At 69.7% G+C, this 20,600-nt stretch carries 21 protein-coding genes and 1 riboswitch; of the genes, 14 read left to right on the forward strand and 7 right to left on the reverse strand.

The features are described from left to right. Positions 1-59: 59 nt before the first annotated feature. Positions 60-914 (reverse strand): DUF559 domain-containing protein, encoded by an 855-nt coding sequence (locus BJ988_RS02725; RefSeq protein WP_179656564.1) that lies wholly within the window; start codon positions 912-914, stop codon positions 60-62. 107 nt (positions 915-1,021) lie between these two features. Here BJ988_RS02725 and BJ988_RS02730 point away from each other — a divergent pair, with 107 nt between their 5' ends. The 3 genes from BJ988_RS02730 (at position 1,022) to BJ988_RS02740 (ending at position 2,687) form a co-directional block, all read left to right on the forward strand. After that, positions 1,022-1,825 carry an inositol monophosphatase family protein gene (locus tag BJ988_RS02730; RefSeq protein WP_218860552.1) on the forward strand — a complete coding sequence of 268 codons (804 nt, stop codon included), beginning with the start codon at positions 1,022-1,024 and terminating at the stop codon, positions 1,823-1,825. Between the two features lie 65 nt (positions 1,826-1,890). Beyond that, on the forward strand, positions 1,891-2,463 hold the full coding sequence (locus BJ988_RS02735; RefSeq protein WP_179656565.1) for a GNAT family N-acetyltransferase: 573 nt from the start codon (positions 1,891-1,893) through the stop codon (positions 2,461-2,463). Then, positions 2,460-2,687: a hypothetical protein gene (locus tag BJ988_RS02740; RefSeq protein WP_179656566.1), complete on the forward strand. Its 228-nt coding sequence runs from the start codon at positions 2,460-2,462 to the stop codon at positions 2,685-2,687. Before BJ988_RS02735 ends, BJ988_RS02740 begins: the two co-directional genes overlap by 4 nt. A 155-nt stretch (positions 2,688-2,842) precedes the next feature. Here the strand turns inward: BJ988_RS02740 and BJ988_RS02745 are convergent, their stop codons facing one another. From BJ988_RS02745 to BJ988_RS02765, 5 genes are all read right to left on the reverse strand, one after another. Next, a complete protein-coding gene (locus BJ988_RS02745) occupies positions 2,843-3,139 on the reverse strand; it encodes a TFIIB-type zinc ribbon-containing protein (protein ID WP_179656567.1) in 297 nt (98 codons plus the stop codon). Positions 3,140-3,227: 88 nt separating this feature from the next. Further along, the gene (locus BJ988_RS02750; RefSeq protein ID WP_179656568.1) at positions 3,228-4,916 is read right to left on the reverse strand and encodes a FumA C-terminus/TtdB family hydratase beta subunit; all 1,689 of its coding nucleotides are present in this window, start codon (positions 4,914-4,916) and stop codon (positions 3,228-3,230) included. 164 nt (positions 4,917-5,080) lie between these two features. Continuing rightward, the gene (locus tag BJ988_RS02755; protein ID WP_179656569.1) at positions 5,081-5,980 is read right to left on the reverse strand and encodes a Gfo/Idh/MocA family protein; all 900 of its coding nucleotides are present in this window, start codon (positions 5,978-5,980) and stop codon (positions 5,081-5,083) included. 93 nt (positions 5,981-6,073) lie between these two features. Continuing rightward, the gene (locus BJ988_RS02760) at positions 6,074-7,075 is read right to left on the reverse strand and encodes an NEW3 domain-containing protein (RefSeq protein ID WP_179656570.1); all 1,002 of its coding nucleotides are present in this window, start codon (positions 7,073-7,075) and stop codon (positions 6,074-6,076) included. A 35-nt stretch (positions 7,076-7,110) separates the two neighbouring features. Further along, the gene (locus tag BJ988_RS02765) at positions 7,111-8,544 is read right to left on the reverse strand and encodes a Gfo/Idh/MocA family protein (protein ID WP_179656571.1); all 1,434 of its coding nucleotides are present in this window, start codon (positions 8,542-8,544) and stop codon (positions 7,111-7,113) included. Between the two features lie 271 nt (positions 8,545-8,815). After that, a riboswitch (TPP riboswitch) is annotated at positions 8,816-8,925 on the forward strand. On the opposite strand from BJ988_RS02765, the gene BJ988_RS02770 reads away from it, so the two are divergent. The 7 genes from BJ988_RS02770 (at position 8,919) to thiC (ending at position 14,987) form a co-directional block, all read left to right on the forward strand. Then, positions 8,919-9,524, forward strand: coding sequence for a thiamine phosphate synthase (locus BJ988_RS02770; protein ID WP_218860554.1), 606 nt, complete (start codon positions 8,919-8,921; stop codon positions 9,522-9,524). (Overlaps the previous riboswitch by 7 nt.) Continuing rightward, entirely contained in the window at positions 9,524-10,609 is a 1,086-nt protein-coding gene (gene thiO, locus BJ988_RS02775; RefSeq protein ID WP_179656573.1) for a glycine oxidase ThiO, read from the forward strand. Before BJ988_RS02770 ends, thiO begins: the two co-directional genes overlap by 1 nt. Then, positions 10,606-10,806 carry a sulfur carrier protein ThiS gene (gene thiS / locus BJ988_RS02780; protein ID WP_179656574.1) on the forward strand — a complete coding sequence of 67 codons (201 nt, stop codon included), beginning with the start codon at positions 10,606-10,608 and terminating at the stop codon, positions 10,804-10,806. Before thiO ends, thiS begins: the two co-directional genes overlap by 4 nt. Beyond that, positions 10,803-11,582, forward strand: coding sequence for a thiazole synthase (locus tag BJ988_RS02785; protein ID WP_179656575.1), 780 nt, complete (start codon positions 10,803-10,805; stop codon positions 11,580-11,582). The genes thiS and BJ988_RS02785 overlap by 4 nt, the downstream gene beginning before the upstream one ends. A 53-nt stretch (positions 11,583-11,635) precedes the next feature. Continuing rightward, the gene (locus BJ988_RS02790) at positions 11,636-12,283 is read left to right on the forward strand and encodes a thiamine phosphate synthase (protein ID WP_179656576.1); all 648 of its coding nucleotides are present in this window, start codon (positions 11,636-11,638) and stop codon (positions 12,281-12,283) included. Further along, complete coding sequence (gene thiD, locus BJ988_RS30270; protein WP_246321394.1) at positions 12,280-13,302, forward strand: bifunctional hydroxymethylpyrimidine kinase/phosphomethylpyrimidine kinase; 1,023 nt, start codon at positions 12,280-12,282, stop codon at positions 13,300-13,302. Before BJ988_RS02790 ends, thiD begins: the two co-directional genes overlap by 4 nt. Continuing rightward, a complete protein-coding gene (thiC, locus tag BJ988_RS02805) occupies positions 13,299-14,987 on the forward strand; it encodes a phosphomethylpyrimidine synthase ThiC (RefSeq protein ID WP_179656577.1) in 1,689 nt (562 codons plus the stop codon). Before thiD ends, thiC begins: the two co-directional genes overlap by 4 nt. A gap of 35 nt (positions 14,988-15,022) precedes the next feature. Here the strand turns inward: thiC and BJ988_RS02810 are convergent, their stop codons facing one another. Further along, the gene (locus BJ988_RS02810) at positions 15,023-15,928 is read right to left on the reverse strand and encodes an NAD(P)-dependent oxidoreductase (RefSeq protein ID WP_179656578.1); all 906 of its coding nucleotides are present in this window, start codon (positions 15,926-15,928) and stop codon (positions 15,023-15,025) included. Between the two features lie 159 nt (positions 15,929-16,087). Here BJ988_RS02810 and BJ988_RS02815 point away from each other — a divergent pair, with 159 nt between their 5' ends. The 4 genes from BJ988_RS02815 (at position 16,088) to BJ988_RS02830 (ending at position 20,568) form a co-directional block, all read left to right on the forward strand. Continuing rightward, positions 16,088-16,753 carry a DUF1707 SHOCT-like domain-containing protein gene (locus BJ988_RS02815; RefSeq protein WP_179656579.1) on the forward strand — a complete coding sequence of 222 codons (666 nt, stop codon included), beginning with the start codon at positions 16,088-16,090 and terminating at the stop codon, positions 16,751-16,753. A gap of 72 nt (positions 16,754-16,825) precedes the next feature. Continuing rightward, positions 16,826-17,518 carry a DUF1707 SHOCT-like domain-containing protein gene (locus tag BJ988_RS02820; protein ID WP_179656580.1) on the forward strand — a complete coding sequence of 231 codons (693 nt, stop codon included), beginning with the start codon at positions 16,826-16,828 and terminating at the stop codon, positions 17,516-17,518. A gap of 129 nt (positions 17,519-17,647) precedes the next feature. Continuing rightward, positions 17,648-19,387, forward strand: coding sequence for a sulfatase-like hydrolase/transferase (locus BJ988_RS02825; protein WP_179656581.1), 1,740 nt, complete (start codon positions 17,648-17,650; stop codon positions 19,385-19,387). A 104-nt stretch (positions 19,388-19,491) separates the two neighbouring features. Then, the gene (locus BJ988_RS02830) at positions 19,492-20,568 is read left to right on the forward strand and encodes an ABC transporter ATP-binding protein (protein WP_179656583.1); all 1,077 of its coding nucleotides are present in this window, start codon (positions 19,492-19,494) and stop codon (positions 20,566-20,568) included. Positions 20,569-20,600 lie beyond the last annotated feature (32 nt).

The following is a 20,600-nucleotide window of genomic DNA, read 5'->3' on the forward strand; positions in this document are numbered from 1 at the left end:
GGGGTTTGTGCGGGTCATTGTGGCCGGGATCAGGAGCGATGCGCGTGGTGCAAAGGTGATCACGCAGCCGCTACACGTTGAGCCAGCGCCATCTCGATGCACCTCAGCACATAGTCCGGCTGGAACATCACCTGGTCATAGGTGAAGCGCAGCACGATCCAGCCGTCGGCGGTGAGCATCGTGTAACGCTGGCAGTCGCGGTCATGCGCCTCTTTGTCGGCATGGAAGCCCCACGAGTCGGCCTCGAGGATGATGCCGTTGATCGGGTCTACGAGATCAGGGTGCACGGTCAGCGCGCCGACTCGCACCTCGTACTGCGGGATGAACTCGAGCTTCGCCTTGATCGTGATCGCTCGCAGGCCTGATTCGAAAGGGTTCTTGGCCAGTCCGTTGGCGTGGGACGCCACGAGCCGGACGCATTCCTCGTTGCCTCCGCGCCACGAAGACGCCTCGGCGACGAGCTCGTCATGGGCTACGGCCTTCTCGCGCAGGGCCGAGTCGGCGACGGTCAGCGCCGCGTCGAACGGCAGGTCGCGCGCGCAGAGCAGGACGGTCAGGAGCGGACCGGTCGCCCACCCATCGAACTCGTCGCGGCGGGCGTCATGGAACCAGAACCTCGCCTTGCTCGTGGGCGCTGGACGACCCGTCGGCAGAAGCAGGTGAGGTATTCCCGGGGTGCTACGCACCTTCCAGCCGTGATGAACGGCTGCGCTGAGATGGGACAGATGCGCGTTGTGCTCCAGAGCGAGCCGCATTCCCAGGTCATCACGATGCAGCGCATAGCGGTCGCGATCGACGTGGATGATTGCCTTGTTCGACACCGCGGTGCGGAGACGTCGGCGGCTGGAGAGCGCGACGATGTCGGCAGCGCGGGCGATCCCACCCAGCTGCTCCAGCGCCTCGACTGCTTCCATGTCGGCCAGTATGAGCGTGACCACCGACAGGCTTGATGGGCTCGATGGGCCCGGAGTCAACGCAGCTGGCGTGTCGTCGGATGAGTCGTCTGCAGTAGCTTTGCCCCGTGGACTACGGCGTTGACCGAGTCGTCGACGAGATGCGCGAGGCCGCGACCTGTTACCTGCGACCGAGGTTCCGTGGGCTGGCGACCGAGGACATCTGGGAGAAGTCGCCTGGTGAGGTCGTCACCGTTGCCGACCAGGAATGCGAGAAGGCCCTCTCCGATCGCCTGTGCGCTGTGGTCCCAGGAAGCGTCGTGATCGGGGAGGAGGCTGCCGCCGAGGACCCGTCGTTGCTTCGCCATCTCTCTGGCGAGCAGCCCGTGTGGCTGTTGGACCCGCTCGACGGCACCGGCGCCTTCGCATCTGGTTCGCCGGACTACGGAGTAATGGCGGCACTGGTGGTCAACAGCGAGACCGTGCTCGCAATCATTCACCAGCCCGAGCACTACCGGACCTTCGTTGCGGAGCATGGTGCTGGCGCGTACGAGACCGAGTCAGGTGAGCGCCTGGCGGTCCGGCGCTCCTCGACCAGCCTCCACGGCGCGGTCAAGAAGCGGTTCCTGCCGGTCGATGTTCGAGCTGTGATCGAGCACAACGAGCATCGGTTCGCGACCCTGGAGCCGCAAGCGACTGCTGCCAGCATCGAGTACCCCGCAATCGCGAAGGGTGACGGCGACTTCATGCTGTACTGGCGTACTCTGCCCTGGGACCACGCTCCAGGCGCCCTGTTGCTGAGGGAGGCTGGTGGAGTCGTTGCCCGCCTAGACGGCTCGACGTACGACCCGGCGGATCGTCGTGAGGGCCTCTTGGCGGCCGGCAGTCCCGAGGCATGGCGAGAAGCGATGTCGGCGCTCGGACTCGAATGACGGGCAACTGTCGGGGCGCCGAAAAACTGGTGTGGCGAACGGCCACGGGCTGACAGCATGGGTCCATGTCGCTGCCCACGCCCGCCTTGATCACGGCGCGGTTGCGGCTGCGCCCGTTCACCGGCTCCGATGCGGACGAGCTCTTCGCGTTGCAGAGCGATGGCGAGGTGCTCCGCTACTGGGACGCTCCGCCGTGGACGGAGCGATCACAGGCGGACCGCTTCATTGTGAGAAGTCACGAGATGGGGGAGGAGGGCAGCGGGGCTCGGGTGGTGATCGAGCGGGCCGGCGACGGGGCGTTTCTCGGCTGGTGCACGTTGAACTCGTGGAACGCCGACTATCGCAGCGCATCGCTGGGCTACTGCCTCGGCAGACCTGCCTGGGGGCAGGGTTACGCGACCGAGGCCGCGGACGCGATGCTGGGATGGGCGTTCGACGCGCTGGATCTGAACCGGGTCCAGGCGGAGGCCGACACCCGCAATGCCCCCTCCGCTCGGGTGCTGGAGAAGCTCGGGTTCAAGCTGGAGGGGACGCTTCGCGAGGACTGCGTCGTGAACGGCGACGTCTCCGACTCGTGGGTGTTCGGGCTGCTCCGGAGGGAGTGGTTCGCCCGGCAACGGGGTACCGCAGGGACATGAGCCACGAGCAGCTTCCAGCAGAGGGGCCCGACGACCCCGAATACACCGAGGAGTCCGGGCAGGTCTCCGAGACCCAACGCCTCGACGAGGACGAGGGCGGTACTCCGATCGCGCCCGCGGACGCGACGGCGGGCTATCCCGACTCCGAGTCCGGCAGCCCGGACACGCAGGGGTCCGGACCGAGCGAGGCGCCGCCCGAGAACCGGCGCGACAACGACGTCTAGGGACCCTGCGGCCGGGCGGGGACCCGTCGCGGCTTCGGGGTCTTCGGACTGCTAGGACGTGAGCGGCGGCCATAGGGCCCGCGAAAGCCCCTGCGACACACCGCATGTCGGCGTGTCGCAGGGACCGTCAAGCGCGTTCGTGGCCTCCAGCAGGATCAGCCGAAGAGGTCACCCAACCAGGACTCGCGGTGGTGGCCGCGTCGGTTGTCCTTGTGGCGGTCGTCGTCATAGTCGCGCCGCTCGTACTCCCGCTTCTCAGGGCGTCGCTCGTCGCGCTGCTCCTGGCGGGGCTGCTGGCGGCTTCCGGGCTGCGGGGCGCCGACGGACCGCTCGATGATCTTGTCGATCTCGCCGCGGTCCAGCCACACGCCACGGCATTGCGGGCAGTAGTCGATCTCGATGCCTTGGCGCTCGCTCATCACCAGGGTGGCACCGTCGATGGGGCACTGCATGAGGGTCTCCTCGTCGTTGGGGGATCGGCGCCCATCAACTTATCCGGTCGTCCCGCAACGCCGAGGCTCAATGCCGGCGGAGGTCCGCTCAGCGTTCCTTGGAACGCACCCGGATGCCGGTGAGCGGGATCGTGGTCGTCCCGCTCGGGTCGGTGAAGAAGTCGTTGCCCTCGCCGTCGACCACGATGAAGGCGGGGAAGTTCTCCACCTCGATCTTCCAGACCGCCTCCATGCCGAGCTCGGGGTACTCGAGCACCTCGACGGACTTGATGCAGTCCTGCGCGAGCCGGGCGGCCGGGCCGCCGATGGAGCCGAGGTAGAAGCCGCCGTACGTCCCGCAGGCCTCGGCGACGACCTTGGAGCGGTTGCCCTTGGCGAGCATGACCATGGAGCCGCCGGCGGCCTGGAACTGCTCGACGTAGGAGTCCATCCGTCCGGCGGTGGTCGGCCCGAAGGAGCCGCTCGCCATGCCTTCCGGTGTCTTGGCGGGGCCGGCGTAGTAGACCGGGTGGTTCTTCATGTACTCCGGCATCTCCTCGCCGGCGTCCAGCCGCTCCTTGATCTTGGCGTGGGCGATGTCGCGGGCCACGACCATCGGGCCGGACAGGGAGAGTCGGGTCTTGACCGGGTGCTGGGAGAGCGTCGCGAGGATCTCCGACATCGGCTGGTTGAGGTCGATGTCCACGACCTCACCGGCCGCGATCTCCTCGGCCAGCCCGGCGTCCGGCATGTACTGGGCCGGGTCGGTCTCGAGCTGCTCGAGGAACACCCCGTCGCGGGTGATCTTGCCCAGCGCCTGGCGGTCGGCGGAGCAGGAGACCGCGATCGCCACCGGGCAGGAGGCGCCGTGGCGGGGGAGTCGGACGACGCGTACGTCGTGGCAGAAGTACTTGCCGCCGAACTGGGCCCCGATCCCGAAGGACTGGGTCAGCTCGAAGACCTTCTCCTCCAGCTCCGTGTCGCGGAAGCCGTGGGCCGACATCGACCCCTCGGTCGGCAGGTTGTCGAGGTAGTGGGCCGAGGCGTACTTGGCCGTCTTCAGGGCGAACTCCGCGGACGTCCCGCCGATGACGACGGCGAGGTGGTACGGCGGGCACGCGGCCGTGCCCAGCGACCGGATCTTCTCGTCGAGGAAGCTCAGGATCCGGTCGGGGTGCAGGATCGCCTTGGTCTCCTGGAACAGGAACGACTTGTTGGCCGAGCCGCCGCCCTTGGCCATGAAGAGGAACTTGTACTCCGGGCCGTTCTCGCCCTCGGCGGTCGAGTAGATCTCGACCTGCGCGGGCAGGTTGGAGCCGGTGTTCTTCTCCTCGTACGTGGTCAGCGGCGCCAGCTGGGAGTAGCGCAGGTTGAGCTTGGTGTAGGCGTCGAAGACACCGCGGCTGACGGTCTCGGCGTCGTCGGCGCCGGTGAGCACGCCCTCGGACTTCTTGCCCATCACGATCGCGGTGCCGGTGTCCTGGCACATCGGCAGGATCCCGCCGGCGGAGATGTTGACGTTCTTGAGCAGGTCGAGCGCGACGAAGCGGTCGTTGCCGGAGGCCTCGGGGTCGTCGATGATCTTGCGGAGCTGCTTCAGGTGGGCCGGGCGGAGGTACTGGTTGATGTCCTTCATCGCCTCGGCGGTCAGCTGCCGGATCGCCTCGGGGTCGACACGCAAGAACTTGCGCCCGTCGACCTCGATCTCTTCCACCCCCTCGCTGCTGATCAGCCGGTAAGGAGTGTCGTCCTTGCCGGTCGGGAGGAGGTCGGAGTACCGGAACTCAACGTCAGCCACGAAAGGGAATCGTACGCCGCCCCCGGCCTCGGTCCCGGCCTCGGTCCCGGCGTTGGCTCCGGGGCCGACACCGAGGGCAGAGGATGTTGGCGCCAGCCTGCTCGAGAGCGGCGTGGAGTCGTGGCTGTTAGGCGCGGGGCGGGGCGGGGGCTGGGAGCCGGCAGTCAGGCGGCGGGCCCGGCTCGCAGGGCCGCCGATGCCGCGACCAGCGTCGCCACCACGGAGGTACTGAAGGCGGGATCCATCACCGCCGCGGCGCATGGGCCGCGGGACGGGCCGGACGGCGGCACCAGGCCGGAGACGAGCGCGCGGTAGGTCTGGACCCCGCTCTGCCGTGGGTCCGGGGGCAGGCGGTGCACGCAGTCGTCGGCGCCGACCAGCTCGAGGACGTCCTGCTTCGTGGACGCCGAGACCGACACCAGCGACCGCGCGCTCGCCCCTCGCGCATGGGTGGTCTCGAGCACGATGCCCTCGTCGGTACGGCGGGCCGAGACGGTCGTCACGTGACCGAGCGCGACCTGCAGGGCGGCGAGCACGTGGGGTCCGAGATCCCACAGGGCGCCGTCGGTCTCGCGCCGCCACGCAGATCGGCCGAAGGGGTCGTCGCCGACCGTGGCCGTGTTCGTGAGCACTGCTCTCGCCGATGACCACGTGCGTTCGGCCGCGGCGTCCAACCACGGGGCGACGGTGCTGTCGAGCAGCCGGGAGTAGTGGACGAGCACCGGCTCGGGATGTCCGTGCAGCCGCTCGGCCTGCTCGACCCGACGGGCCACCGGCTTCTCGAGCAGCAGCGCCTTGCCGGCGTCCAACGCCGCCGGCGTCAGCCCGGCCTGGACGTCGGGCGGCACGCAGAACGCGACGACGTCGACCCGGTCCAGCAGGTCGACGTAGGTGCTCGTCGGCTCGAAGCCGTGTCGGCGGGCCAGGTCGGCGAGGTCGGCGTCGTTGCGCGACCAGCCGTGGGTCAGCCGCACCTCGGGTGCGGCGGCGAGCGCCGGCGCCACAGCCAGCCGGGCCCAGGGCCCGGAGCCCACCAGCCCCACCCGCAGGACGCGCTCAGGCATCGGTGAGCACTGCCACGAGCCGGCTGTGTCTGGACATGTGATCCTCGAACTCGCTCGGGTGCTCTCCTGACTTCGGCAACCTACCCGAGCGGGTCAGCCGGCGAGGCCCATCGCGAACACATGCAGGGCACTGTTAGCGGGCAGGACCACGAAGTCGACGGTCTTGCCGGCGGTCAGCGGCACCGAGTTGGCGAAGACCCGGTACTGGTAGGCCGCGTCGCCGTACCCGTCGGGTCGGTTGCGGCCGACGCTCGAGGCTACCAACGTCGCGCCGTGCGCGTCGGCCTCCTGGAACGACCAGTTGGGCAGACCGGTCTCGTCCGTCGAGGACGTGCCGTCGGTGTAGAAGACGGTGATCGTGCCAGTGGCACCGAAGCTGCTGCCCGAGCCGAGCAGGACCAGCGCGTCGCCGCTGCCGCTCACCTTCACGGCTTGGCCGCCGCTGGCGACGTTGTCGGCCGTGCCGGGTGCGACGTCGGGCATCGTCAGGGTGGCGCCCAGCGCCTCGACCTCGGTCCCCCGGCCCAGGCCCACGTCGGCCAGCTTCTGGGCCGAGAAGCTGTTGCCGGCACCGTCGAAGTTCCCGGCGGTGGTGGCGCTCTCGTCGGTGACCCCGGTGTTGTTGTAGGCCGCCGCCAGATTGGCCATCGGCTCGCCGGAGCGCTCCACCCGCGTGCCGACCGCGGCACCCGCGCCGTCACCGCCGCTGTAGGCGGCCGTGGCGGTGAAGGTGCGCAGATGGAAGCCCGGACGCCGCTCGGGCACCCGCACCGAGAAGGTGACGGTGGCGCTGGCGCCCGGCTTCACGGCTCCCGAGACCGACCGCGAAGCCGGGGCGACCTGCCAGCCCACCGGTCCCCGGAACGAGACCGTGAGCTTGCGCAGCGCCGCCGTCGACTGGTTGCGCACGGTGACCGGCACCTCGACGATGGCCGGTCCGTCGAGGTCGACCGCTCCGATGGTGACGCCGACCGTGTCCGTGGTCGCCGAAGCCGCTGCCGGTGCCGCTGTGGTGGCGGCGGAGGCCACCAGAAGACCGCCGAGGGCGATCGTGAGCGCGAGAGCCGCGCGGGCGAGGAACGACGGAGCGACCATGGTAGGTGCCTTTCGGAAGGTGAGGTCGGTAGGGATCAGGGGACGGGGGGCATCTCGGTCTGGCGCGAGTCGAGGCCGACCCTCGGCTTGCGCCAATTGCCCCGGGTGAAGTCGGGGATCTCCACCGGCTTGCCGTTCTTGGCCAGCGACTCGACGCTCAGCGGGACCGGTGAGCACCACATGGCCGAGTCGTAGACGTCGATGTCGGGGACCAGCCCGGCGCGCATCGTCTGGATGAGACGCCACTGCAGGATGTAGTCCATGCCGCCGTGACCGCTACCGGAGGCATCGTCCTCGAGCTCCTTCCAGAGCCAGTGGTCGAACTCTTGGCGCAGCGCCTTGAAGCCGCGCCAGGTGTCGCCGCTGTGCAGCGGCTCGGCGTAGACGCGGGCGCCGGTCGAGTCGCCGCCGACGTAGTCCTCGAACAGGCCGCGGCTGCCCTCGATGCTGTTGATGCGGCTGTAGGGCCGGGGCTGGCTCACGTTGTGCTCGGCGCTGATGGTGCGACCCCCGGAAGTGGTGATCTCGCAGCTGATGCGGTCGCCGTTGATGTACTCCTCCTTCCACGACCGGTGGTCGCGGGGCACGAAGCGCTCGCGGTAGTCGGCCAGGCCCCGCGGCGCGGTCGCGGTGGCGGCCAGCGTGACGGCTCGGTCGCCGCGGTTGACGTCCATCGCGGCAGCGATCGGCGCCAGGCCGTGCATCGGGTAGAAGCTGGCGGTGCTGCGGGTGTGCCACAGGCGCCGCCAGTCGTCGGTGTAGTAGCCGTCGTTGAACAGCAGGGCTCGCAGATCGTGCAGGTAGCCGCCGGCGCCGTGGGTGATGTCGCCGAAGACCCCCTCGTGCGCCATCTTGAGCATCGCCAGCTCGTTGCGGCCGTAGCTGCAGTTCTCGGCGAGCAGCAGGTGCTTCCGGGTCATCTCGGAGGTGTTGACGAGGTCCCACAGCTCGTTGAGCTCCGTGGCGATCGGCAGCTCGACGGCGACGTGCGCGCCGGCCAGCATCGAGGTCCGCGCCTGGTCGTAGTGGAACTCCCAGGGGGTGGCGATGTAGACGAGGTCGAGCTCCTCGCGGTTGAGCATCTGCTTGAAGGAGTCACGCTTGCCGCCGTACTCCTTGGGGCGGGTCTTGCCGCGCGCGACGAGGTCGTCGGCCACTCGCGTGGCGCGGTCGGCGCGGATGTCGCATACCGCGACCACCTGCGCGCCGGGGATGTCGGCCCAGCCACGGGCCATGCCGAAGCCGCGGTTGCCGAGGCCGATCAGCCCGATCCGGACGATCTCGTGCGCCTCGAAGGGCTGGTTGACCATGGTGCGCTGGCCGGCGGCCCGCGCCGGGGTGGCGCCGGCGGTGAGGGCGCCGATGCCCAGGGCGGCCCCGCCCACTGCGGCGGCGGAGCCCAGGACGCTGCGCCGGGAGAATCCGGTAGCGAGCTTGGTGTCGGGCGTGGTGATGGACGTCGTCTGCATGTTTTCGCTCCGAGGTCGAGGTCGGGCCGACGCGGCCTGAATGATCGTTTATGATCGAATCAATGCTTGTATCGGCAGAATCAATCGCTCAGGAAGACTGTAGGGCACGTCACATCGCGGCGCCAGACCCTCGCGCGCCACGATCGTCGATCGACACGATCGGCTCGTCGCGGGGGTCAGGGGCGACGGCGCCGCGGATCTCGACCTACCAGAGGTATCCCGCTGGATGGGCCTAGGGCTGGGGGTTCTCGGTGGTGCGCGCTATGGTCGGAGACGTCCACACGGGAGTCCGCGGCAGCGGGCTGAGAGGGAGCTAAGGCCGCTCCGACCGTTACACCTGATCCGGATCATGCCGGCGAAGGAAGTGATTGGTTGTGCCTCTTCCACGTATTTTCTGCCTGGTCTCCTCGAGCGAGGATCTCGCGCTGCTGCCCGCCTTCGCGGAGCTCGGCGTCGCCGGCTTCCAGGTGCGCGACAAGGCAGCGACGACCCGCGAGCTGCTCGCTCTGACCGCGGCCGTCATCGAGCGGGTCGGGACGTACGACGCCTGTGTGGTCGTCGACGACCGGCTCGACGTGGCGCTCGCGGCCGGTGCGCACGGCGTCCACCTCGGTGCCTCCGACCTGCCGCTGGCCGAGGCTCGGCGGATGGCCGACGCGGTCGCTCCGGGTCTTCTGGTCGGCGCGACCTGCCGCGACCGTGCCGCGGTCGAGGCGGCGGCCGCCGCAGGTGCTGACTACGCCGGCTTCGGGCCGGTCTTCGCGACCTCGTCCAAGGCCGGGCTTCCCGACCCGCTCGGCGTCTCTGCCGTCGCTGACGCAGCCGGGGTGCTCCCGCTGATCGCGATCGGCGGGATCTCGACGACGTCGGCCGGCGCGGTGCGCGCCGCCGGTGCCCACGGGGTCGCCGTGATCGGTGGGCTCTGGCGACAACCCGATCCACTCCAAGCCGCGAAGGAGCTCGTGGAAGCGGTCGGCTGATGCGGGTGCAGGTCCTCGGTGCCGGGATCGTCGGGCTGTCCGTGGCCGACGAGCTGATCCGCCGCGGCCATGACGTCACGGTCGTCGATCCCGCTCCGGGATCGGGGGCGTCCTACGCCGCGGCCGGGATGCTCAGCCCCGCCGGTGAGGCGTGGCACGGTGAGGAGGACCTGACCCGGCTGTGCCTGTCGTCGCTGGCGCTCTGGCCCGATTTCGCCGCCCGGCTCGGAGTTCCGGTCCACACCCGCGGGACGGTGCTGGCCGGCGTCGATGCCGGGGACGTCCAGCAGGTCGAGCGGCAGCTCGCGGTGCTCGACCTCGCCGGAGTCCCCTACGAGAGACTCGTACGCCGCGAGCTGCTCGCCCGCGAGCCCGGACTCGGCCGCGTCGCCGGTGGGGCCTTCCTCGCCGAGGACCATTCCGTCGACCCGCGTGCGGTCGTCGCGGCCCTGCTCGATCGGGTTGGCGACCGTGTTGGTCTCGACACGACCGACGCAACCGCCGGTCGAAGGCCACTTCGTTCAGACCTCGGAGCCGCAAGGCGGAGGCGTGTCGAGACCAACACATCAGCGTCGGACGTGACCGTCATCGCGACCGGCGCGCAGCTCCCTGATCCGTACTCATCCCTCATCCGGCCCGTGCGCGGCGACGTGGTGCGCCTACGGACGCAGGAGCGGGTGGAGCGGACCGTGAGGGCCTGGGTCCACGGCGAGCAGGTCTACGTGGTGCCGAGGACCGGCAGCGACGAGGTGGTCATCGGAGCGACCTCCGAGGAGCGGGACGGCCCGCTCCTGCCGACGGTCGAGGGCGTGTGGCGTCTCCTCGACTCCGCGCGCCGGGTGGTCCCGGCGCTCGACCGAGCCAGCGTGGTGGAGGTGACGTCGCGCGACAGGCCCGGGACCGCCGACAACCTCCCCCTGGTCGGCCCGACTCAAGAGCCGGGGGTCGTGCTCGCCGCCGGCGCCTACCGCAATGGGGTCCTGCTGGCGCCCCTCATCGCCCAACTGGTGGCCGATCACGTCGAGACAGGGTCAGTGGAACCCGCGGTCGATCCGCGCCGGTTCCGGATGAAGGAGGACGGATGAAGATCACCGTGAACAGCGAGCCGACGGAGGTCAGCGGCACCGTTGCCGACCTGCTCGAGGCCCGGACCGGCGATCGGCGGCCGAGTGGCATCGCCGTCGCAGTGGACGAGGAGATCGTGCCGCGCGACGATTGGGCGCGATGGCAGCTCCAGGACGGTCACGTCGTCGAGATCGTGACGGCGGTGCAGGGCGGATGACCATCTCACCCACGCAGAGTCTGAAGATCGCCGGGCGCGAGCTCTCCTCGCGCCTCTTCCTCGGCACCGGCGGCCTGCCCAACCTGGCCCTGCTCCCGGCCGTCATCGAGGCGGCCGAGCCGGGTCTGGTGACGGTGTCGATGCGGCGTACGTCCTCGACGGCGACCGGCGGGCTGCTCGAGACGCTGCGCGCCGCGAAGGTGCCGATCCTGCCAAACACCGCAGGCTGCCTCTCGGCACGCGAGGCGGTGCTGACCGCCGAGCTCGCCCGCGAGGCGCTGGAGACCGACTGGGTGAAGCTGGAGGTGATCGGCGACGAGACCTCGCTGATGCCCGACGCAGTCGAGCTCGTCGAGGCCGCCGAACAGCTGGTGCGCAAGGGATTCACGGTCCTTCCGTACGCCACCGACGACCCTGTCCTCGCCCGCCGGCTCGCAGACGCCGGCTGCGCGGCGGTGATGCCGCTCGGCTCGCCGATCGGGTCGGGGCTGGGCATCCTCAACCCCTACGCCATCGAGGCCGTAGTGGCCGCTGTCGACGTGCCGGTCGTGCTCGACGCCGGGGTCGGGACCGCCTCGGACGCGGCGTTGGCGATGGAGCTCGGCTGCTCCGCCGTCCTGGCCGCCACCGCGGTCACCCGCGCCGACGACCCGGTCGGGATGGCCCGTGCGCTGCGACTGGCGGTCGAGGCCGGGAGCGCCGCCCGTGGCGCCGGCCGGATCCCGCGCCAGGCGGTCGCCCGAGCCTCGTCGCCGATGGCGGGCCGGATCGCATGATCACCCCACGACGTCCTCGCTTCGCTCCGGGCACCGCGGGGACCCCGAACCCCATGACCGCGCTTCCTCGACTGCTCGTCCTCACCGACCGCTCCCAGCTGCCGCTCGGCCGCAGCCTGCTCGCGACGATGGCCGCATGCGCCGAGGCCGGCCTGACCCACGTCGTACTCCGCGAACTCGACGAGCCCGCAGAGCATCGCGCAAAGCTGGCCGAGCTGGTCGCCGACCTCGGCCTGAACGTGATCGCCGCCCATACCCCTCTGCCCGCCGCGTCCGGCCTGCACCTGCCTGCCTCCGCCGCCGCGAGCAGTAACACGTCGTTCGTAGGACTACTCGCCCGTTCGGAACGACCGGATAGACCTACGAACAGCGTGTTACCCCTCGGCCGGAGCTGCCACAGCCCCGCCGAGGTCGCCACCGCCGCCGGGGACGGGTTCGACTACGCGATGCTCAGTCCTTACGCGCTGACCGACTCCAAGCCCGGTTACGGGCCGCCGCTCGGGCCGGCCGCGTTCGGTGACCTGCCGCTCCCGACGTACGCCCTCGGGGGAATCACCCCGGACAACGCCGCCGAGGCCGTGGCGGCCGGCGCCCACGGTGTCGCCGTGATGGGGGCCGTGATGCGTGCCGAAGATCCGGCCGAGGTCGTACGCGACCTGCTGGCCGTCCTCGCCGCCACGAAGCCGGAGGTGACCGCATGAACCCGCCGGTCGCGCTCACCATCGCGGGCACCGACTCCGGGGGAGCGGCGGGCACCGCCGCCGATCTGGCGACGTTCGCCGCGCTCGGGGTCCACGGAGCCTGCGTGATCACCGCGGTCACCGCCCAGGACACGACCGGGGTGAGCGACATCCACGCCGTTCCGCTCGCCACCGTCGAGGCCCAGCTCCGCGCCGTCTTCGACGACCTCCCGGTCGCGGCGGTCAAGACCGGCATGCTCGGCAGCGCCGAGGTGGTCGAGCTCGTCGCCCGCCTGTGCGCCGATCGCCTGCTCGTCGTCGATCCCGTCCTCGTCGCCACCTCCGGCGCGGTCCTCGGCGGGGAGGACGTACGCCGCGCCTACCTCGACCACCTGCTCCCCGTCGCCACCGTCGTCACCCCCAACCTCGACGAGGCGCGGGCGTTGCTCGGCCACGACGGTTCGCCCCGGCAGGTGGCCGAGGAGCTCGCCACCGCCCTCGCTGGTCGAGCCGCCGGAGCCGCTAGGCGGAGGCGTGTCGAGACCAACACAGTCCCATCTAGCGGCATAGCGGACCGTGTTGGTCTCGACACGCTCGCTGGTGCTCGCGGCTCGACCAGCGGGGCGACCGGCGGCTCGACCAGCGGGGCGACCGGCGGCTCGACCAGCGGGGCGACGGGCGGCTCGACGGGCGGCTCGACGGGCGGCTCGACCAGCGGGGCGACCGGCGGCTCGACCAGCGGGGCGACCGTGATCGTCACCGGCGGCGACCCGGCGGCGACCGGGAGCTGCACCGACTGGCTCGCCGAGCCCGGGAAGCCACCGATCCCGCTCACGCACCCCGCGGTCCCCACGAAGAACGACCACGGCACCGGCTGCACCTACAGCTCGGCCCTGGCCGCTCACCTCGCCCACGGCGCGTCGCTGCGCGAAGCAGCGGAGCAGGCGGCTGCGTACGTCACCCGACAGCTTCGAACCAGCAAGACCTGGAGCCTCGGAAGAGGCCGGGGACCGATCGCCCACACCAAGGAGACACGATGACCGTCCACCCCGCCCACACCCGCCTCGAGCTCGGCGACCTCAAGGTTCCGGTGACCCGGGTCGAGCTCACCAACGGCGAGACCTTCGACCGCTACTGCACCGAGGGCCCCGGATCCCGACCGGAGCAGGGCCTCCCACCGCGCCGCCTCGAATGGATCGAGAAGCGCGGCGACACCGAGCAGTACGAAGGCCGTCCGACAGACCTCCGGGACAACGGCAAGACCGCCGTACGCCGGGGCGAAGCCAGCCAGGAGTGGCAGGGCGAGCGCCGACAGCCCCGGAAGGGCGAGAACATCTCGCAGATGCACTACGCGCGCCAGGGCATCATCACCAAGGAGATGGCCTACGTGGCCGTGCGGGAGAGCTGCGACCCCGAGCTGGTTCGCGAGGAGGTCGCGGCGGGGCGGGCGATCATCCCGAACAACGTCAACCACCCCGAGTCCGAGCCGATGATCATCGGCAAGCGCTTCCTGGTGAAGATCAACGCCAACATCGGCAACTCCGCGGTCACCAGCAGCATCGCGGAGGAGGTCGACAAGCTCACCCACGCGATCACCTGGGGCGCGGACACGGTGATGGACCTCAGCACCGGCGACGACATCCACGCCACCCGCGAGTGGATCCTGCGCAACAGCCCGGTCCCGATCGGCACCGTCCCCATCTACCAGGCCCTGGAGAAGGTCAACGGCGAGGCCGACAAGCTGACCTGGGAGGTCTTCCGCGACACCGTCATCGAGCAGGCCGAGCAGGGCGTCGACTACATGACGATCCACGCCGGCGTCCTGCTGAGATACGTCCCGCTCACCGCCAACCGCGTCACCGGCATCGTCAGCCGAGGCGGCTCGATCATGGCCGGCTGGTGCCTGGCGCACCACCAGGAGAGCTTCCTCTACACCCACTTCGACGAGCTCTGCGAGATCTTCAAGCAGTACGACGTCGCCTTCTCCCTCGGTGACGGCCTCCGTCCGGGCTGCACTGCCGACGCCAACGACGAGGCCCAGCTCTCCGAGCTGCGGACCCTCGCCGAGCTGACGGAGCGAGCCTGGCGGCACGACGTACAGGTCATGGTCGAGGGCCCCGGCCACGTCCCGCTCAATCTCGTGAAGGAGAACGTCGACCTCCAGCAGGAGTGGTGCCACGGCGCGCCGTTCTACACGCTCGGCCCGCTCGCGACCGACATCGCGCCGGGCTACGACCACATCACCAGCGCCATCGGCGCGGCCACGATCGCGATGCACGGCACCGCGATGCTCTGCTACGTCACCCCCAAGGAGCACCTCGGCCTGCCGGACCGGGACGACGTGAAGACCGGCGTGATCACCTACAAGCTCGCCGCCCACGCCGCCGACATCGCCAAGGGACACCCCGGCGCCCGAGACCACGATGACGCCCTCTCCCGGGCACGCTTCGAGTTCCGTTGGCGCGACCAGTTCGCCCTGTCCCTGGATCCGGTCACCGCGGAGAGCTTCCACGACGAGACCCTCCCGGCGGAGAACGCCAAGACCGCTCACTTCTGCTCCATGTGCGGCCCGAAGTTCTGCTCGATGAAGATCAGCCAGGACGTACGTGACCGCTTCGGCAGCACAGAGGGCGCATCCCCCGAGGAGGTCCAGGCGGGGATGCTGGAGAAGTCGAAGGAGTTCGCGGCGGCGGGAAGCCGGGTGTATCTCCCGCTCGCCGACTGACCCGACTGACCCGCCGCCCCGACGAACCGACGGTGCTACCGGTTCGCCAGGCTCTCGTAGAGCCTGGCGAACCCCTCCGCACCATGCCCCGCGGCGATCTGGCCGCTGATCAGCGCCTGGACCCCGGCGATCGGGGCGGGGTCGACGCCCTCCTCCTCGCTGGCTCGCACGATGTGCGTGAGGTCGGAGAAGTCCAGGCTCTGCTGGCTCGCGACGGTGTAGTCGCCGCCGTCGATGACCTTCGCGTAGGAGCCGAGCTCCTCGGTCATCGCCGCCAGGAACGGCGCCTGCCGGGTGGCGAACTCGGACGCGCTCATCCCCATGGCGGCGACCATCGCGGCGCCGTGGAAGAAGCCCGTGAACATCTGGTACATCCCCGACAGCATGGCCAGGTCCACCAGCGACGCCCGGCCGGCGTCCTCGCCGTGGAACTCGCTGGTGGCCCAGACCTCGAGCATCGGCAGGAGGGCTTCGTACGCCGCTCGTGAGCCGCTGTAGAAGATCTGCCCCGAACGGGATCCGATCATCGACGGCACGGCCATGATGGCGCCGTCGAGGTAGTCGATGCCGTGCTCGGCCGCCCAGGCGGCGAGCTCGCGGGACTCGTTCGGAGTCGTGGTGGTCACGTTGACCAGGGTGCGTCCGCGCAGCTCGCCGGCGACCGGGTCGAGGGTCTCCTCGACCGAGGAGCGCTTGAGCAGGCAGGCGATGATCACGGGGCTGGCCAGCACTGCCTCCTGGGCCGAGTGCGCGGCATCGGCGCCTCGGCCCACCAGGTCGGTGGCGCGGCCAGGGGTGCGGTTCCAGACGGTCACGGAGCGGCCGGCGTCGAGCAGGGCAGACGCCAGCGCGCTGCCCATCGCGCCGAGGCCGAGCACGCTGACGTCGGTCGGGTGGGTCGGGTGGGTCGGGTTTCGATCGGTTTCTGACACGACATCCATGCTGGCGGAGATCGTCGATCGGCGGGAGTACCCACTATTTACTGGGGTACTTACCATCAGGTAAGCGCAGGACCCCGAGCGAGAAACCGGCGCCGAGGTAAAAGGATCAGGGATGATCCTGACAGACGGCAGCCACGATCGCCGATAGCATTCATGATCATGGGACTCCCCGAACCGCATCCCGGCCAGCCTCGACGAGCCGACCTGCGAATCAGCGACGCCGACCGCCATGAGGTGGCCGACATCCTGCGCGAGGCCGCCGGCGAGGGCCGGCTGGACATCGACGAGCTCGAGGAGCGGATCGAGGAGGCCTACAAGGCCAAGACGTACGCCGACCTGGAGCCGATCACGCAGGACCTCCCGGTCGCGGGGCGGCCGCCGGTGGCACCTCCCGCGGGGTCCGGCGCTCTGCCGGTCGTCTACGGTGCGGGCGAGGAGAACGACAGTGCCAGCGCGTTCCTGAGCAATGTCGAGCGCAAGGGCGTATGGATGGTTCCGCAGCAGCTGTCGGTCAACGCGGTGCTGGGTGATGCCAACATCGACCTGCGCGAGGCGCACTACTCCGCGCGCGAGGTGGTCATCAGCGCGACCTCGGTCCTGGGCAGCGTGAAGGTCACCGTGCCGCCGAACGTGCACGTGATCGTCGAGGGCAACGGCGTCCTGGGTGACTTCAAGGAGCCGTCCGGCAAGGTGCCCGAAGAGCTCACCGCCGACTCGCCGGTGGTGCGTGTACGCGGTATCGCGGTGCTGGGCGACGTGACCGTCAAACGCCGGGGTCCGCGCCCTCCGAAGCGCACGCTGAAGCAGCATCTCGGTCTGGAGTGAATGGGCCCATACCGATGGGCATCCGGGGGATTGTTGAGGCGCACCTCCGAAGCCCCCACTAGCATTCGCCTCATGGGAACGACCCCCGAGCCATTCCGTGGCCAGAATCCTGATCCGAATCTTCGGATCAGCGATGCCGACCGCCACAAGGTGGCCGACATCCTGCGCGAGGCCGCCGGCGAGGGACGTCTGGAGATCGACGAGCTCGACGACCGCCTCGACGCGACCTTCAAGGCCAAGACGTACGCCGACCTGATCCCGATCACCGTCGACCTGCCGGCCGCGGGGACCCCATCGCTGCCGGTCCCGCAGAGCTCGCCCGTCACCGGCAAGAGGGTGGCGGTCTTCGCCGACAGCCCGATCGAGAGCCAGCTCTACGTCGCGATCATGAGCGGTGTCGACCGGCGCGGGGTCTGGACGGTCCCGGCGACCGGAAACGTGATCGCGCTGATGGGTGGTGCCGAGCTCGACATGCGCCAGGCGCAGTTCTCCGCCCAGGAGACCGTGATCTACGCCAACGCGATCATGGGTGGCGTCAACATCACCGTCGGCCCCGAGGTCCAGGTCGTGATGCAGGGCGTCGGGATCATGGGCGGCTACGTCGGTCCGAGCGGGATCGAGCCGAGCGGTGGCCCGGTGCTGCGGGTGAAGGGGCTGGCGCTGATGGGTGGCGTCACCGTCATCCGTAAGCCGTTGAAGGCGGCCAAGGGCAAGCAGCTGCGGATGCCGCCGCCGCACGAGCTCCCGCCGCACGGGCTGCACTAGCGACACCCGCGGCTGAGGCCGCCGCTCGGGTCCGCTCCGCGGACCGGTCTTGCCGCGCCTGGAGGCGGGGCGCTAACCTCACCTCAACAAGTTATTGTCTAGTTACTTAATCAACAAAGGAGCCTCAGGATGAAGCCGAGGTGGAGCGCACTGCTGGGCGTCGCACTCCTGGCGGTCGCGGCGCTGGTCGTCGGGCTCCTGGTCGCCGGTCCGAGGACCGTCGTGGCCGGCCCCGCGGCGGCGGGCCCGTCGGCCGCGCCGGTCGCGGAGCCCGCGGCCGAGCTGGCCGCCACGACCGACGAGCGCCCCGACATGATCCTGATCCTGATGGACGACTTCTCCCTGGAGCTGCTCCGGACGATGCCGGAGGCGACCAAGATGGCGGCCGAGGGTGCGACGTACCAGAACTCCTTCGTCATCGACTCGCTGTGCTGCCCGTCCCGCGCGGCGCTGCTGACCGGGCAGACCCCGCACCACACCAAGGTCCTCACCAACACCCAGAACGACCCGGAGCACCCGGTCGGCGGGTGGTCGGCGTTCCAGCGCTACGGCAACGTCGAGAAGCAGTTCAGCATCGGCCTCCAGGAGGCCGGCTACACGACCGGGTTCGTGGGGAAGTACATCAACGCCTACGAGGCCACCCTCGGCTCCGACGGCAAGCGTGTCCCTCCGCCCAAGGTGCCCGGCTGGGACTCGTGGAACGCGCTCCTCGGTGGCGCCTACGGCGGCTGGGGCTACCAGAGCACCTTCCTCGACGGCAACGGCGCGGTGCAGCTGCGCAACCACCCGCGACCGCCGACCTCTGCCGGCCCAGCCGTGAAGGACGCCGGGTACGCCACCAACGTCACCCGCGACTACGCCCTCGCCTTCATCAAGAAGCACAGAGTCACCGAGCAGCGCGAGGACAGAAAGCCCTACTTCCTCGAGATCGCCGCCTACGGGCCTCACTCGCGTCTCGGCCACCACTACCCGGGCCTGGACACCTGGTTCCCGCCCGCGTTCGCCGACCAAGCGCCCGCCGGCAACCCCGCGGGCGGCAACTGCGGCCGGTTCGAGTGCGCCGACCTGACGTTGAAGGACCTCGTCGGCTACGGCGACGACCGCTGGGACAACGCGCCCACCTACCTCGGCCGCGGGGGGCGTACGTCGCAGGCCCCCGCCTGGCGCACCAACAAGGTCTCGCTGAGCGACGAGACCGCGCTGAGCCAGTACCGCGACCGCGCCCGGATGGTGCAGTCGATCGATCGGATGATCACCGAGGTGCGCGAAGCCGCCGGGGAGGACGCCTACATCGTGCTGACCTCCGACAACGGCTTCCACCTCGGTCAGCACCAGCTCAACGGCGGCAAGGGCGCCCCCTACGACTCCGACACCCGCGTCCCTCTGGTCGTCGTCGGCCCCGACGTGGTGCCCGGCACGCGCAGCCAGTTCGTCAACAACATCGACCTCGCGCCGACCTTCCTCGACATCGCGGACGCCCGGACACCGGCGTACGTCTCGGGGAGCTCGTTCGCCGACACACTGAGCCGGCCGAGGCTGCCTGGTGGGAGGTACGCCTTCTTCGAGCACACCTACGCCAAGTCCCATCCCGGTGAGGTCGATCTCGACAAGGGGTCGGGTGGGACCATCGACATCATCCCGTCCTACATCGCGGTGCGCGGCTCGCAGGGCCTGCTGGTCCGGTTCGACCTGGACAAGTCCTGGAGAGGCACCGACTACGCCTACGAGCTCTACCGCTACGACCGGCCGTGGGAGGACCGCAACGTCTTCGCCGAGGACCATGCGAAGCCGTACGCCCGGGATCTGATGCGCCGGCTGAATGCCTACGAGGGCTGTGCGCCGGCAGTCTGCCGGGCTCTGACCCGCTGATTCCGGATCTGGGCTATGGTGTCTCCGCCGGGGCCGATGTGGCCTCGGTCACTTCACAACGGATCGTCCGGCACGTACCTGCCGGTGAAGGAGACAACGGAATCATGGCAACAGTCAGCTTCGAGAAGGCCCAGCGTTGGTACGCGGGCGCGAACGAGCCCGCGGTCAAGGGCATCGACCTCGAGATCCAGGACGGCGAGTTCATGGTGCTCGTCGGGCCCTCCGGATGCGGTAAGACCACCACCCTGCGCATGCTCGCCGGGCTGGAGGAGGTCAACTCCGGTGCCATCAAGATCGGTGACCGCGACGTCACCAACGTGGCGCCCAAGGACCGCGACATCGCGATGGTCTTCCAGAACTACGCGCTCTACCCGCACATGAGCGTCGCCGAGAACATGGCGTTCTCGCTGAAGATGGCCAAGGTCCCGAAGGCCGAGCGTGACAAGCTCGTCGCCGAGGCCGCCAAGACCCTGGGCCTGACCGACTACCTCGACCGCAAGCCCAAGGCGCTCTCCGGTGGTCAGCGTCAGCGCGTCGCGATGGGTCGCGCGATCGTCCGCCAGCCGCAGGTCTTCTGCATGGACGAGCCGCTGTCGAACCTCGACGCCAAGATGCGCGTGCAGACCCGCACCGACATCGCCAAGCTGCAGGCCGACCTCGGCATCACCACCGTCTACGTCACCCACGACCAGGTCGAGGCGATGACGATGGGCGACCGCGTCGCGGTGATGAACGCCGGTGAGCTGCAGCAGGTCGACACCCCGCTCAACCTCTACCGCAGGCCGGTCAACCTCTTCGTGGCCGGCTTCATCGGCTCGCCGCAGATGAACCTCATCAAGGCGACCGCCGCCGACGGCGGCGCCAAGATCGGCGAGTACGTCGTGCCGGTCGGTGCCACCGCCAACCTGCCCAAGGAGATCACCGTCGGTGTGCGTCCCGAGGGGTTCCGCATCATCGGCGAGAACGACGGTGGTCTGCCCGTGAAGGTGACCGTGGTCGAGGAGCTCGGCTCGGACTCCTTCATCTACGGCACCAGCGACGTCGAGGGCGTCCCGTCGACGCTGATCGTGCGTGTCTCCTCCAAGGACCACGTCTCCAAGGGCGACACGCTCTACGTCACCACAGACCCCGAGGACGTCCACGTCTTCGACACGGAGTCCGGTCTGCGCGTCAGCGACTGACCACCGCCCCCGGTGGTCGAGCTTGTCGAGAC

The sequence above is a fragment of the Nocardioides panzhihuensis genome (assembly GCF_013408335.1).
GTDB lineage: Bacteria > Actinomycetota > Actinomycetes > Propionibacteriales > Nocardioidaceae > Nocardioides > Nocardioides panzhihuensis.